Annotated in this window: 13 protein-coding genes; 5 read left to right on the top strand and 8 right to left on the bottom strand. The window is 68.1% G+C overall.

What is annotated here, in order from left to right; translation table 11 throughout:
- The first annotated feature begins 68 nt into the window (after positions 1–68).
- Positions 69–968 carry an SDR family oxidoreductase gene (locus Sri02f_RS39390; protein WP_109006101.1) on the top strand — a complete coding sequence of 300 codons (900 nt, stop codon included), beginning with the start codon at positions 69–71 and terminating at the stop codon, positions 966–968.
- 742 nt (positions 969–1,710) lie between these two features.
- Here Sri02f_RS39390 and Sri02f_RS39385 read toward each other — a convergent pair.
- From Sri02f_RS39385 to Sri02f_RS43455, 3 genes are all read right to left on the bottom strand, one after another.
- On the bottom strand, positions 1,711–2,253 hold the full coding sequence (locus tag Sri02f_RS39385; protein ID WP_109006100.1) for an NAD(P)H-dependent oxidoreductase: 543 nt from the start codon (positions 2,251–2,253) through the stop codon (positions 1,711–1,713).
- Between the two features lie 210 nt (positions 2,254–2,463).
- A complete protein-coding gene (locus Sri02f_RS39380) occupies positions 2,464–2,892 on the bottom strand; it encodes a nitroreductase family deazaflavin-dependent oxidoreductase (RefSeq protein ID WP_245971005.1) in 429 nt (142 codons plus the stop codon).
- The gene (locus tag Sri02f_RS43455; RefSeq protein ID WP_245971006.1) at positions 2,787–3,515 is read right to left on the bottom strand and encodes an SDR family NAD(P)-dependent oxidoreductase; all 729 of its coding nucleotides are present in this window, start codon (positions 3,513–3,515) and stop codon (positions 2,787–2,789) included. The genes Sri02f_RS39380 and Sri02f_RS43455 overlap by 106 nt, the downstream gene beginning before the upstream one ends.
- Before the next feature lie 333 nt (positions 3,516–3,848).
- Here Sri02f_RS43455 and Sri02f_RS39365 point away from each other — a divergent pair, with 333 nt between their 5' ends.
- Complete coding sequence (locus Sri02f_RS39365) at positions 3,849–5,018, top strand: serine hydrolase domain-containing protein (RefSeq protein WP_109006098.1); 1,170 nt, start codon at positions 3,849–3,851, stop codon at positions 5,016–5,018.
- A gap of 1,260 nt (positions 5,019–6,278) precedes the next feature.
- Complete coding sequence (locus Sri02f_RS42135; protein WP_174855801.1) at positions 6,279–6,569, top strand: alpha/beta fold hydrolase; 291 nt, start codon at positions 6,279–6,281, stop codon at positions 6,567–6,569.
- Between the two features lie 789 nt (positions 6,570–7,358).
- Here Sri02f_RS42135 and Sri02f_RS39350 read toward each other — a convergent pair.
- From Sri02f_RS39350 to Sri02f_RS39335, 3 genes are all read right to left on the bottom strand, one after another.
- Entirely contained in the window at positions 7,359–7,901 is a 543-nt protein-coding gene (locus tag Sri02f_RS39350; protein WP_109006096.1) for an NAD(P)H-dependent oxidoreductase, read from the bottom strand.
- 159 nt (positions 7,902–8,060) lie between these two features.
- A complete protein-coding gene (locus Sri02f_RS39345; RefSeq protein WP_109006096.1) occupies positions 8,061–8,603 on the bottom strand; it encodes an NAD(P)H-dependent oxidoreductase in 543 nt (180 codons plus the stop codon).
- 294 nt (positions 8,604–8,897) lie between these two features.
- Positions 8,898–9,743 carry an SDR family oxidoreductase gene (locus tag Sri02f_RS39335; RefSeq protein ID WP_109006095.1) on the bottom strand — a complete coding sequence of 282 codons (846 nt, stop codon included), beginning with the start codon at positions 9,741–9,743 and terminating at the stop codon, positions 8,898–8,900.
- Between the two features lie 246 nt (positions 9,744–9,989).
- On the opposite strand from Sri02f_RS39335, the gene Sri02f_RS39330 reads away from it, so the two are divergent.
- Positions 9,990–10,949, top strand: coding sequence for a helix-turn-helix domain-containing protein (locus tag Sri02f_RS39330; RefSeq protein WP_109006094.1), 960 nt, complete (start codon positions 9,990–9,992; stop codon positions 10,947–10,949).
- Between the two features lie 292 nt (positions 10,950–11,241).
- Here the strand turns inward: Sri02f_RS39330 and Sri02f_RS39320 are convergent, their stop codons facing one another.
- Positions 11,242–11,625 carry a nuclear transport factor 2 family protein gene (locus Sri02f_RS39320; RefSeq protein ID WP_159106869.1) on the bottom strand — a complete coding sequence of 128 codons (384 nt, stop codon included), beginning with the start codon at positions 11,623–11,625 and terminating at the stop codon, positions 11,242–11,244.
- Positions 11,626–11,855: 230 nt separating this feature from the next.
- Positions 11,856–12,842 carry a quinone oxidoreductase family protein gene (locus Sri02f_RS39315; RefSeq protein ID WP_109006091.1) on the bottom strand — a complete coding sequence of 329 codons (987 nt, stop codon included), beginning with the start codon at positions 12,840–12,842 and terminating at the stop codon, positions 11,856–11,858.
- Positions 12,843–12,983: 141 nt separating this feature from the next.
- Between Sri02f_RS39315 and Sri02f_RS39310 the strand changes: the two genes are divergently transcribed.
- Positions 12,984–14,234: an IS701 family transposase gene (locus Sri02f_RS39310; RefSeq protein ID WP_167467705.1), complete on the top strand. Its 1,251-nt coding sequence runs from the start codon at positions 12,984–12,986 to the stop codon at positions 14,232–14,234.
- Positions 14,235–14,347: the final 113 nt, after the last annotated feature.

The following is a 14,347-nucleotide window of genomic DNA, read 5'->3' as shown; positions in this document are numbered from 1 at the left end:
GCTCTGACCGGCGGCCGGCGTCACAGAACCAGGCGGGCAGGCACTTCTCACGTATCAAGGAGCGGTTTGTGATTTTGGTGACGGGAGCCAGCGGGACGGTCGGCCGTGAGGTCGTGGCCAGACTTGCCCCAGTGGCCTCGGTGCGGTTGCTCACCCGGTCGCCGGAGCGTCTGGCGCCACCAGCCCCCGGGATCGACGTGGTCGTCGGCGACTTCTCGGACCCTGTGCGGCTCGCGACCGCGTTCATCGGGGTCCGAGCCGTCTTCGTGGTCACCGCCGATCCGCTCCGTCCCGACCACGATGCCAACGTCATCGACGCGGCACGGGCCTGCGGGGTGCGGCAGGTCGTCAAGCTCTCCGCTCTGGCGGTGGCCGACCCCGCGGCCGATGACCTGATCACCAGGTGGCAGCGGGCCAACGAGGAGCGGTTGCTGGCCTCCGGCCTGGACTGGACTCTGCTGAGGCCCCGAGCGTTCATGTCCAACACGCTCGCCTGGGCCGGCCAGATCAGGGAGTCGGGAGTTGTCCGCGGCCTTGGTCGCGACGCCCGCAACAGCTGTGTCGATCCGCGGGACATCGCAGAGGTCGCGGTGCGCGCTCTGACCCGGCCGGGACACGAGGGGAAGACCTACGCGCTCACGGGGCCGCAGGGGCTCAGCCCGGCCGATCAAGTCGCCGAGATCAGCGCCGTGCTGGGCCGGGAGATCCGGTTCGAAGAAGTCACCGAGGACCAGGCACGGCAGGCGCTGCTCGTGCGGTACCCCGCGTTGGTGGCCGACGCCCTGATGGAGAGCGCCCGCCGTACGGCCGCCGGCGCCAAGTCCGGGATCGAGTCGGGCGTGGCCGAAGTGCTCGGCCGGCCGGCGGGTACGTTCCGGCAGTGGGCCGAGGACCACCGGCACGCCTTCACCGGAGGACAGGGTGCCCTGTCCGGTGGCGCCTTGGACAACAAAGTCGGTTCCACGTAGCTCACCTACGTTGAACCACCGAAGACTTGCTCTGCCCTGGGGATTAAGCTCCCACGCCCCACATAGGACATGGTCTTGGCTTGTCGTCTTGCCACCATCTCGCGAAGTGGGCTTGTGTTACGCCGCCCGCCAGGCAGGCTGTCCCGATCGCGGGTGTTCAACTGCTCCACTCCCCGCTTCCCTGCGGGGCAGCCCTGTTCGGCGCCTCTCTCGGCGACCGTTTCGGCCGCTGAGGACTGTTCGTCATCGGGCTCGGCATCTTCACCGCCGCCTCTGCCGCAGCGGTGCTCGCTCGGATGTGACGAAATGACCTCCCACCGGGGGTGCAGGACTTCGGTGCCGATCGTGAGGCCGCTGACGCTCGCACCTGCTGTCGGCCGACCTCCCTGCCGAACGGCGCGGCGTGGCCTTCGCATCTGAGCGCGGGCCAGCGGCATCGCCGTGGCCACCGAGCCGCTGATCTGCGGCGCGCTCTCCCCGAAAACCTCTCCTGCCAGTGGGGCTTCTGGGTGCACGCCCCGGCCGTCCTTGCGCTGATTCCCTCGTCCGGCTGCGGCTACCGAGAGCCACGGCCCGAGCCTGGATCTGCAGGGCACTTGCTGTCTCGGCAAACGGGTTGGTGTTGCGCAGCCAGGTCTCCGGCCGCTCGGCGCCGATCGGGCTGGGCGCGGCCGGAGACCTGGCAGGACTCATCACCACTGCGCCGCCATCAATGACAGCGGCGGCTGCGGTGAGAACGCGTTCAGGCGGCAGCGAAGGAGGCGAGCAGTTCGTTGTACTGCTTGGCTGCGGAGGCCAGTTCCTCATCGGAGAGGTCGAGGATGGTGCCGTACACCTTGAACATCGGCTGAATGTCGAACTGGCACAGCCGCAAGGTCGCCTCCCAGCTACCGAGAAGGGACTCGACGGTGGCCTTGATCCAACCCTCAGGGGTGTAGTCCTCGGCGTTGACACCGGCGGTGACGGCGACGACGGCCTTCTTGCCGGCCAGCTGCTTGGGAGTGCCGTCCATGGTGAAGGCCCAGCCGAGGGTAAGAACCTTGTCCTGCCACAACCTGAACAGCGGGGTGGTGTGGTACCAGTACACCGGGTGCTGGAAGACGATCACGTCGTGCTCCGCCAGCAGCGCCTGCTCGGCGGCGACGTCGATCTGGAAGTCGGGGTACGCGGCGTACAGATCGTGCACCGTGACATGGGGCAGATCGCGGACGGCGTCCACCAGCGCCGCGTTGGCCTTCGACTGGGACAGGTCGGGGTGACCTACGAGAAGGAGAACCTTGGACATGATGAGGAACCTTTTCAGTAGTCGGTGAAACGGGTGAGCGGATGCGGGTCGGTCGGGTGTGGGGAGTCAGGAATTCGCCGAGGCATCAGTCCTTCCCCTGCTCGAACTCCAGGAACGCGGGTTGAGCCGGGCATAGACGAGTTCCGCGGTGACGCTGCCGTCGCCGGGGACAGACGGCGAATATCCAAAGGCTGAATTGGTTGTGCCGCGTCAGTGCTCCTGGGCCGCCGGTTCCAGTACGAGGACGGGGATCTCGCGGCTGGTGTTCTGCTGGTATTCGGCGTAGGTCGGGAACGCCTCGACGGCTCGGGCCCACCACACGGCTTTCTCGTCGCCGGTCACCTCGCGTGCCAGCATGTCCTGGCGCACCGGGCCGTCCTGGAGTTCGACCCGGGGGTCGGCCACCGCATTGTGGTACCAGACCGGGTGCTTGGGGGCTCCTCCCGCGGAGGCGACCACGGCGTAGATACCGTCGTGCTCCACCCGGATGACCGGGGACTTGCGGATCTTGCCGCTTTTCGCGCCCAGGGTGGTCAGGATGACGACGGGCACGTCCCGGAGCTTCTCGTCTTCTTCACTTGTGACCAGGACGCCCAGCGTCGTTCCCTGTGTACCGCCGGAGCTTTCGTACAGCTCCACATGGTCACGTGCGTACTGCGCCATGCTCGGCTCGTAGTCGCCTTTGAGTGGCAAGTTGTCCCTCGCAGCCGTGGGTGTTGTCGTAGGCGAGGTTGTCGCCGAGTGCGCAGGAGGCTTCGGCCTGGGCGAGGAGTCCCTTCGCTTTGGCCTCGGCGGCCTCGATGGCGTCCGCGCCGGCGACGAAGCGCTGCAGGGGCTTGTCCTGGCCGGCGATGGTCAGCAGGGCGCGGGCGAGGGGCGAGAACCTCGGTCGTCTCGTAGAAGGGGTTGATGATCTTGGCCTGGATATCGGGCCTGTTGTGTGATCCCAGCTCGGTATCCACGCCGCCCGGCTCCAGGACACCGACGCGGACGTGCCGCTGGGTGACTTCCTGGCGCAGGGACTCGGCGAAGCCGTTCACACCGAACTTGGTGAGGTTGTAGACGCCGCGGCCGTTCCACGCCACGCGGCCCATGAGCGAGCTGATGTTGACGATGTCGGCGACCCGGCGCGGGCCCTCCTCAGCGGCCTTGAGCGGGTGCGGGAGGGCCACGCGAGTGGTGTAGAGCAGCCCCTGCACGTCGACGGCGAGCATCCGCTCCCACTCCTCGACGTCCGCGCCGACGACCGGGCCCAGCAGCATCACCCCGGCGTTGTTGACCAGGATGTCCAGCCGACCGAAGCGCTCGACCGTCTACTCGACGGCCGCTTCGGCCTGGGCACGGTCGGTGATGTCCGCCTCCACCACCAGCGCGGTCCCACCAGCCTTTTGAAGCTCGACAGCGAGTTCGTCCAGCCTTCTGCCGTGTTTGCCAGTTGTGATGGCGCCCGCAGCGCAAAGCATAGGGGAATTCTCCCAGTTCACCGAAATACGTACGGCTGGCCATAGACGCCAGTCTGCCCTCATTGGGCTATGTCGTGGGGGGTAGAGTTTTGTGCCATGGATGACGGCCCGAGAGTCGTTACATTGAGGACCATGACTAATTCTGAATTTTCCGGTCCTGCCGTCCAAGGCCACTGCGACGAGCGGTTCGCATCCGTGCGCGCCGCATTCGAGGAGAACTTCCGGGAGCGCGAGGAACTGGGCGCGGCCGTGGCCGTGCGGGTCGGTGGGCAGACCGTGGTGGACCTGTGGGGCGGCTGGGCGGATGCCGCGCGCACCCGCCCCTGGGAACGGGACACCCTGGTCAACGTGTGGTCGACGACCAAGGGGGTGACGGCGCTTGTCGCGCATCTGCTGGCCGACCGGGGAGAGCTCGACCTGGACGCCCCCGTGGCGAAGTACTGGCCGGAGTTCGCCGCGGCCGGCAAATCATCCGTCCTTGTACGTCACCTCCTCTCGCACCGGGCGGGCCTGGCCGGGCTGCGTGAGCCGCTCAGCCTGGCCGAAATGTATGACTGGGAGCTGACCACCGCGCGGCTGGCCGCCATGGAGCCGTGGTGGGAGCCGGGCACGCAGTCCGGCTACCACGCCCTGACGTACGGCTTCCTGGTCGGCGAGGTGGTCCGGCGGATCACCGGTCTGCACCTCGGCGAGTACCTGCACCAGGAGATCACCGGGCCGCTGGGCATCGACTTCACGATCGGCCTGCCGGAGAAAGAGGCCGGACGGGTCGCGGAACTGGTCGGCCCGCCCATGACGGCAGACCTCCAGGCTGCGTACGCGCAACTGCCGCCCGTCGCCCTGGCCGCCCTGGCCAACCCCGTCGTCACAGCAGCCGACGCCAACACCCCCGAGTGGCGCGCCGCCCATATCCCGGCTGGGAACGGCCACGGCACGGCCCGCGCCGTCGCCGCGCTCTACGGGATCTTCGCCCACCGGGGCATCGTCGACGACCGCCGCGTGCTGTCCCCCGAAGCCGTCGAACGCGCCCGCGAGGGCCAGGGCGCGGGCCGCGATCTGGTCGCCGGCACTGCCTACGAGCACGACACGGAGATCGCCCTGGGCATGTGGCTCGGCGGCCAGAACGCCTCCTACGGCCCCAACCCCCGCGCGTTCGGCCACGACGGCACGGGCGGCTCCTTCGGCCTGGCGGACCCGGAGGCGGACGTCAGCGTGGGCTACATCATGAACCGCATGGGCACCCGGATCTCCGGCGACCCGAGGAAGACGGCCCTGCTCGACGCGGTGTACGCGGCGCTGTGACCGTTTCCATTGCCCGACCAGGGCTGCCAGCCCTCTGTGGAGGCAGCTACCCGCCTCCACAGAGGGGCGCCTGAGCCGTCCCGCGAGACTGCCAGCTCCTGGGCTGGCAACCCCTGGTCGAGGCGGTCGACGACGGACAGTTGGGTCCGTCCGACCGATCATGAGCGGAGCCAGATGACGAGGCCTGCGACCATGCCAAGGAGGATGTAACGCGCCGGTTCATACCGGGTTGGCCATGCCCGGGAGTGCTTGCCGCGTGCTCCCCTACACAGGCGGGAAGCCTGGCTGTCGGTCTTCTCCCGAATGAGGTGCCCGATGCTCCGGCGCCGCAGGTGCTGGCAACAGGGATCTTGTCCAGCCCCGGCTCCCCATTGTGCAGTCGGCGCGCTGACCGGGCGTGATAAGTAGCGACAGGGAACCGCAACGGCAGTCGGCCCTCAGGTGGGAACTTGGCGGTGAAACCGCCCTGCGAACGGCCCACGCCCTCGCCTGCTTCACCACCTCATCCAGCTGGCCCGGAGCCTGGCCCGCGCATTTCGCCGTTGGCGTTCTACAGCTTCCGCCCTTTGCCGCTTGGGGCCGGCGGATTTGTGTGGGCTCCGGCCTCGTGCGGGTGCGGGTGCGGGTGCGGGTGCGGGTGCGCCCGCATGATCGTGGAGTCCACCGCGAGGTCCCGGTCGATCTCATTATTGGAGTCTGCCGTCTGGGCCCGGTGCTGCAGACGCTTCCAGTTGGCGTCAGCCGACCACTGTCGGTGCCGCTCAGACACCGCCTTCCACGGGCCGAACCGTTCCGGCCGGTCACACCACGGAACCCGGTCCGCACCCGGTGCAAGGTGCCGTCCCAGGTCGCGTCCCCGGCCGTGGTGTAGCCGATCACGACCCGCTGCCTCCGGTCTCCGGCCCGACAGGCGTGTCCCCATCACCTGCCGGTGATCTCGCGCCAGCCACCGCTCCCTTTACCCACGGGCAGGAACGGCCCCAGCCGTTCCCACTCGGCATCCGATAGCGGCAAGTCAACCCGGCTGGTACACCCGGAGAACTCGATGACCTCAGCCCCGACGACAAGGCCCGGCTCGAGCAGAACCGACTGATCGAGGCCGACGGCCAGGGCTACCTCGCCCTCCAGGCAACCCGGCCACAGACCATCGGGATCGCGCTGGCCGACTCACCGGCCGGGCAACTCGCCTGGATCGCCGAGAAGTTCAAGGAATGGACCGACGGCAACCACCTGCCGGAAGGCGGGATCGACCGCAACCACATGCTCACGGACATCACGCTGTACTGGCTGACCAACACCGCCGCCTCATCGGCCCGCCTCTACTACGAGGTCAGCCACCCGCTCAAGGACCGACAGCCCGAGCCATCACCCGCCCCACTGGGCGTCGCCGTCTTCCCCTACGACATCCGGCCCATCCGCGCCCTCGCCGAACGCTCCTCCAACATCGTGCGCTGGACCGAGTTCGACCGCGGCGGCCACTTCGCCGCCATGGAACAACCCGAACTCCTCGTCGACGACATCCGCACCTTCTTCCGCGAACTGACCCGCTGAGTGATCCCCTGCCGCGGGAAGTTGGGCATGTATCGTGCCGCCCGCAAGGCGCACGCGGCCCCAGTCGCGGATTTCCAACGGCCCAACTCCGCACCTTCTTGCGGGTCAGCTCTGTTCGGCCCCACCTCGGCGACGGGTTCGGCCGCCGAGGACTGTTCCGTATTCGGGCTCGCTTCACCACCGCCTCCACCGCGGCCGAGCCCGCCCCGGGTATGTCCAAACTGGCAATACCAAAAGAGGGCATCAAGGCGCAGCCCCGCGGAAACGACGACCAGCTTTATTGCGTCGGCACGGACTTCAGCAGCAGCCCGGCGTCGTTGACGAAGAACTACGACCTCGGATTTTTATCATTTCCCGGTAGGACATGTCCTCGATCGCCTGTTCCGGCGAGCCGACGGTCAGCAGAGTCGGGAACCATGAAGTCCTCCAGCGACGGCCCATGCCCGGCCACAGATGCGCCGTCGCGGTAGGGCCGGAACCGCCCACCGATTCCTGGGAGCGCCGCCGACGCCACCGGAGGGCCCGGGATCAGGACCAACGCGGCATGACCCCTCTCTGAATATGTCCACACAGTTGGGCAGTCAACTTCGCCCCGGGCAGGCTGACGTGGCGCTCGGCGATCTGGAGGGCTGCTGTCTCGGCAAACTGGTCGACGTTGCGAATTTGCGATGACGCAGCCAGGTCGCCGGTCGCTTGGCGCCGATCGGGCGAAGAGCGGCCGGAGACCTGGCAGGACCCATGACCACTGCGTCGTCATCGACGACAGCGGCCACTGTGTTACGGGCGGGGTCAGGCGGCGTAGGAGGCGAGCAGTTCGTTGTACTGCTTGGCTGCGGTGGCCAGATCCTCGTCGGAGAGGCCGAAGGCGGTGCCGTACACCTTGACCATCGGCTGCTGGAAGTCGAGCTGGCACAGCCTCAGGGTCGCCTCCCAGCTGTTGAGGAGGGTCTCCAGGGTGGCCTTGTTCGAGCCTTCGGGCGTGTAGTGGTCGGCAGGGACGCCCGCGGTGACGGCGACGACAGCCTTCTTGCCCGCCAGCTGCGAAGGAGAGCCGTCGAGGGTGAAGGCCCAGCCGAAGGTGAGGACCTTGTCCTGCCACTGCTTGAACAGCGGGGTGGTGTTGTACCAGAACACCGGGTGCTGGAAGACGATCACATCGTGCTCTGCCAGCAGCGCCTGCTCGGCAGCGACATCGATCTGGAAGTCGGGGTACGCGGCATACAGATCGTGCACCGTGACATGACCCAGATCGCGGACAGCGTCCACGAGCGCCGCATTGGCCTTCGACTGGGACAGGTCGGGGTGACCGACAACAAGGAGAACCTTGGACATGATGAAGAACCTTCTCTGTGAACAGTGAAAGAGGTAAATGAATACGGATCGGTCTGATCTGACGAATCCGAAATGCGCCGGGCCGACAGTCCCTCTCCAGTAGTCCAGTCGGCTTACAGTCCGCCTGCCTGTCAGGCGAGGCCTGTCGTGAGGGCGGGGTCAGGCGGCGTAGGAGGCGAGCAGTTCGTTGTACTGCTTGGCTGCGGTGGCCAGATCCTCGTCGGAGAGGCCGAAGGCGGTGCCGTACACCTTGACCATCGGCTGCTGGAAGTCGAGCTGGCACAGCCGCAGGGTCGCCTCCCAGCTGTTGAGGAGGGTCTCCAGGGTGGCCTTGTTCGAGCCTTCGGGCGTGTAGTGGTCGGCAGGGACGCCCGCGGTGACGGCGACGACAGCCTTCTTGCCCGCCAGCTGCGAAGGAGAGCCGTCGAGGGTGAAGGCCCAGCCGAAGGTGAGGACCTTGTCCTGCCACTGCTTGAACAGCGGGGTGGTGTTGTACCAGAACACCGGGTGCTGGAAGACGATCACATCGTGCTCTGCCAGCAGCGCCTGCTCGGCAGCGACATCGATCTGGAAGTCGGGGTACGCGGCATACAGATCGTGCACCGTGACATGACCCAGATCGCGGACAGCGTCCACGAGCGCCGCATTGGCCTTCGACTGGGACAGGTCGGGGTGACCGACAACAAGGAGAACCTTGGACATGATGAAGAACCTTTTCAGTGATCAGCGAACTAGGGTGAATGGATGCTGGTTGGCCGGGTGAGACGCGGTCTGGTACTTCGCCGGGGCGTCAGTCCTTCGCAAAGTCCAGGAGCGCGGGCTGGGCCGGGCGCAGCGGCGGCGACAGTCAGCGGTCGATGCTGGCCACGTTGGCCTGGTCGTGGCGTTCGCCCGCGCCGGGTGTGAGGTTGTTCAGCGAGTTACGCGGCGCTGAGTTTCTTCGCCACGTGAGACCCGGCGGGTTCCGGGGAGCCGTGTTGTCGTTGGTTGTGGTGGTCAGGCGTGGGTGTTGTCGTAGGCGAGGTTGTCGCCGAGTTCGCGGGAGGCGTTGGCCTGGGTGAGGAGTTCCTTCGCCTTGGCCTCGGCGGCCTCGATGGCGTCCAGGCCGGCGACGAAGCGCTCCAGGGGCTTGTCCTGGTCAACGATGATCAGCAGGGCGCGGGCGAGCTTGGCGGGGTCGCCGGCCTGCTTGCCGTTGATGCTCTTGATGCCCTCGATCCGCGGGGCGGTGCGCGGGGCGTAGTCGTCGATGGACAGCTCGGGCCAGGTGGGGGACCCGTCCACGAGGAATTCGGTGCGGAAGTAGCCCGGCTCCACGGCTGTGGTGTGGATCCCGTAGGGCTCGACGTCGTAGCGCAGGGATTCCATCCAGCCCTCTTCCGCGAATTTGGAGGCGGCGTAGGCGGAGGTGAACTCCATGCCGACCAGGCCGGCGGTCGAGGTGATGGTGATGACGTGGCCGGCGCGCTGCTTGCGCATGATCGGCAGGACGGCGCGGGTGACGTTCATCGGACCGAAGAGGTTCGTCTCGAACTGCTGGCGCATCTGCGCGGGCGAGACCTCTTCGAAGTAGCCGGCGACCAGATACCCGGCGTTGTTGATCAGGACGTCAATACGGCCGAAGCGGTCGACGGCGGCCTGCGCGGCGGCCTCGGCGTCCTCGATGCTGGTGACGTCCAGCTTGGTGACCAGCAGGTTGTCCTGCGGCCCGCCGAGGGCCTTCTCGACCTCGTCGGGGCGACGGCCGGTGGCGACGACCTGGTGGCCGGCGGTGAGGGCCTCGCGGGCGATGTCGGTACCCAGGCCGCGTCCGGCGCCTGTGACGAGAATGACCTTGCTCATGGGGGATCTCCTTTCAGGCGCCATAACCGGCACCCGGTCTGCTGGGGGGGTGGTGCATGCAGCGCGGACAACGCCGCAGAGCGGGCTGGGACCGGCGGCACAAGCGACGCCCATCCGGGCCGTTCACACCGCCGTGGGCGATGCACCACCAACAAAACCGGTTGCCGCGGGAGTGTGGGAGTCCCTGATGAGGGGGTCACTGACAGGGACCCCCTTCCCGACGGCAGCGCTCGTAGAGTGGAGCACATGGCAGGCAGAAAAGACCCACAAAGCGACAACCACGACATTCGTGATGATTTCCGCGCCCAGATCCGGGAATTCCTCGGCACGCGACGGGCCAGGGTCACCCCCGAGCAGGCCGGACTGCCCCTGTACGGCGGAGAGCGCCGACGGGTCACCGGGCTACGCCGCGAGGAGGTCGCCCTCCTCGCGGGTATTTCCAGCGAGTACTACACGCGGCTGGAGCGCGGCAACGCCACCGGCGTCTCCGAGAGCGTCATCGACGGCATCGCGCAAGCACTCCAGCTCGACGAGGCCGAACGCATCCACCTGCTCGACCTCCTGCGCGGCGCCGGCACGACCCGCCCGCCACGCCGTCGGCCGGCCCAGCAGCGCGTGCGGCCCTCGGTGCGGCGCGTCCTCGACTCGATGAGCGGCACACCCGCGTTCGTCCTCAGCGGGCGAGGGGACATCCTGGCCGCCAACGACCTCGGGCGCGCCCTGTACTCCCCGGTCTACGCCGACCCGGTGCGCCCGCCCAACAACTCCAGGTTCGTCTTCCTCGACACGCACGCGACTGAATTCTTCCGCGACTGGGACCAGGTCGCAGGTGACTGTGTCGCCATGCTGCGCGCCGAGGCCGGCCGCGATCTCTACGACCGGCGGCTGACCGACCTGATCGGCGAACTGTCCACCCGCAGCGAGGAGTTCCGTCACCGCTGGGCCGCCCACAACGTCCGCATGCACGCCACCGGCGTGAAACTTCTGCACCACCCCGTCGTCGGCGACCTCGACCTGCCCTTCGAAACGTTCCCGGTGGGCGGCGACACCAGCCAGGTCCTCCTCACCTACACCCCCGAGCCCGCCTCCCCCACCCAGGACGCCCTGAACCTGCTGGCCAGCTGGGCCGCGACCAACGACCACATCGAACGGTCCGCGCCGGCCAGCGACTCCGAGCCAGCCGACTCATCCGAGACACCCGACTGATCGACCTATGAGGCTCCTCCCCGGCGACGCCACCACCACGAGAGACGGAAGGCGACGGTCCAGCCGTGGCCGGGCGTCGGCCAGGACCTCTGGCACGGTCGGCCGCCAGGCCGCCAGCCGGTCCAGCAGATGTGGTGGCAGCCAGGTCCGACGTCGTCGGGCACTCGGGCCGTGCACCGCGCGGCGTGCTCCTCGCACCACGCACGGACCACGCCGGCCGCCTCCGCGCGCCCGCCGTGCACGACCAGGCCGAGCCGGTTTGACGGTCACGCCTGCCGCTGGAAGCCCTCGGTCACCAGGTCGTGGCCACGGTGCGGAGCGTGACCCAGGTGTCGCCCTGGCGGGCGTAGTCGGTGACCAGTTGCAGCCGCCAGTCGGCGCGGGTTCCATACACGGTCGCGTCCGTCACGGTCCGGGCGACGAGGCGAGCCGTGTCGCCGTCGATGTCGAGTGTCGTCTTCTTCTCGTCGATCACGTGGTAGACGAACTGGCCCTGTCGCATCTGTGCCAGCCATTCGGCTTTGGGCTGCACGTAGCCGGTCATGTGGGTGAGGGTGAAGCCGTCCTCGAGCAGGTCGTCGAGCGCCTTGGTATCGCCCTCGTCCATGGCGCTCAGATAGGCGCGGTGAGCGTCGAGGATCTCCTCGCGGGCTCTCTGGTCGGCTGATGGCTGCACGGTGGCTCCTGACGTGGGTGCGGTCCTGTCGGCGGACGCGGACAGTGATGGTGCTGATGTGGAGTCGAAGGTCGGTGGGCTCATGACCGCGATGGCGCCGAAGTTAGCGAGGTCCAAGGCCGTCGGCACGATCCGGCTGGCTTTCCTACGAGTGCACACGGCACTGAGCCCACACAGGTGCGGGTTCTGTCAGTGCGGCCCTGTTGGGGACGGCTGGCGCGGTGTCGGCCTCAGGGGACGGTGAGGATGATCTTTCCGTGAGCCTGGTGGGAGCGAAGCCGTTCGGCGGCATTGTCGGCCGTGTCGAAGGAGAGGGTGGTGTCAACCAGAGGCCGGACCCGGCCGTCTGCAACGGCGGCAAGCAGGCGCTCGCCCGCTGTGGCGATGACGGCGCCGAGCTCGGCGGCCCGGGTGAAGCCGAAGGAGACTCCGGCGACGCGCAGGTGGCGGTAGGACAGGGCATCGAGGTCGATGGTGGAGGAAGCCGTGTCGAGACGGCCGATGTTGACCACGGCGCCGTCGGTCTTGGTGGCGGGAAGGCAGGCCGCGAAGGTGGGGCCGCCCACGTGGTCGAGGGCGACGTCGACGCCTTCGCCGCCGGTGGCGTCCAGTACGGCCTGCGTGAGGTCCTGTTCGCCGGTGACCACGACGGTGTCGGCCCCGGCCCGGACGAGCAGGTCGCGCTTGGCGGCGGAGCGGGTGGTGGCGATGATCTGTCCGGCATCGAGGGCCTTGGCGATCTGTACGCCGATCAGGCCGATGCTGGAGGTGGCCCCGGTGATCAGTACCGACTGTCCTGCCTGGAACCTGGCGGCCGTGAGGGCGCCGTGCTCGGTGAGCAGTCCGGTGGGCAGCGCGCACGCCACCTCGTAGGCGAGTTCGTCGGGGACGGAAAGGACGTGGCGGTGGTCGGCCAGAACGTACTGGGCGAAGCTGCCCGGCGTCGTGCCCATGACTCTCTCACCCACCGCCGGGGCAGCCACGCCGTCACCGACTGCGGTGACCTCGCCGGCGAACTCGTAGCCGGCCTGGTACTCCTTGCCGGTGCCGCCGGAGGTGGGGTCGGCGGCGGCGAGCATGGAGGCGTCGGCGTTGTTCAGGGCCACCGCGCGGGCACGTACCACGATCTGCCCGGGGCCAGGCTGGGGTACGGGGACTTGGCGGGTGGTCCAGTCGGGGCCGATCCCTCCGAACAGGGCGGTCATGGTCTCGGGCACGAGCGGGTCTCCCTTCGCGGGAAAGGGTCAGTGGGCGCGGGTGCGCGGGGCGTTGTACTAGTAGGGCTTGGTCATCTTCACTTGTGCATGCGTGTCTCATGCTCCATGAGCGTCGTTGGACGTGGTGTGACACCTGAGGAGATGGCCTCGGTCCGGGAGGACTTGGAGGCGTTCGCGGCGGAGTTGTTCGACGGGTTCTTCCGTGCGGATCAGCGGCGGTGGGGGTCGGCGTATGTGCGCGGGCTGCTGCTGGAGGGGCGGCGCAAGTCGGTGGAGCCGATGGCGGCCCGTCTGGGTGAGGACGGCAACCGGCAGGCGCTGGCGCACTTCATCACCTCCAGCCCGTGGGATCCCGCCCACGTGCGGGCCCGGCTGGCCTGGAGGATGCACGAAGTGATCGGGGCGGAGGCACTGATCGTCGACGACACCGGCTTCTTGAAGGACGGGGATGCCTCGGCGTGTGTGTCGCGGCAGTACACCGGCACCGCGGGCAAGGTCACCAAATGCCAGGTCGGGGTGTCGCTGCACCTGGCCCGTGATCACGCCTCGGCCGCGGTGAACTGGCGCCTGTTCCTGCCCGCGTCCTGGGATCCCGCCTCGCCGGAGGCTGATGCGGACAAGGTCGCCCGCCGCAGTCGCTGCGGCATCCCCGACCAGGTGGGCCACGTCGAGAAGTGGCAGCTGGCCCTGGACATGATCGACGAGACCCGCTCGTGGGGCATCGACATCCCCCTGGTCGTCGCGGACGCCGGATACGGGGACGCCGCCGCCTTCCGGTTGGGCCTGGAAGAACGCAACCTGCCCTACGCGGTGGGTATTTCCTCCCGCCACACCGCCCATCCGGCCGAGGTCCGGCCCGTCCAGCCCGCCTGTGCAGGCACCGGCCGGCCACCGAGAATGCAGTATCCAGAGCCCGCACAGACCATGAAGGAGCTGGTCATCGCGGCCGGGAGGACGGCCGCGAGGCCGGTGTCCTGGCGGGAGGGCTCCCGCCCCGGCAAAGGGATCAGCGGCTTCAGACGTATGTACTCGCGGTTCGTGGCTCTGCGCATCCGCCCGGCCGGACGCGGCGTCCGTCAGGCCACCGACGGTCCTGAACTGCCCGAACGCTGGCTGCTGGCCGAGTGGCCGGCCACCGAACCCGAACCCGTGCAGTTCTGGCTCTCCAACCTGCCCTCCGGCATGCCACTGGCCACCCTGGTCCGGCTCGCCAAACTGCGCTGGCGCATCGAACACGACTACCGCGAGATGAAACAAGCCCTGGGCCTGGCCCACTTCGAGGGCCGCACCTGGGATGGCTGGCACCATCACGTCACCCTCGTCTCCGCCGCCCACGCTTTCTGCACCCTGCAACGACTGGCACGAGACCCAAAAGACGCGGCGCGGGTCTGAGCCTCTATCAAGTGGTCCGGGAACTGCAGACACTCCTCGCCACCTGGACCGGCGCCTGCCCCACCTGCCGCCGCAACATACCCATCCCGATATCAACCTGACCAAGCCCTACT

It is taken from the genome of Streptomyces rishiriensis (assembly GCF_003112535.1).
GTDB classification, from domain to species: domain Bacteria; phylum Actinomycetota; class Actinomycetes; order Streptomycetales; family Streptomycetaceae; genus Streptomyces; species Streptomyces rishiriensis.
This window is presented reverse-complemented; position numbering and strand designations above follow the sequence as displayed.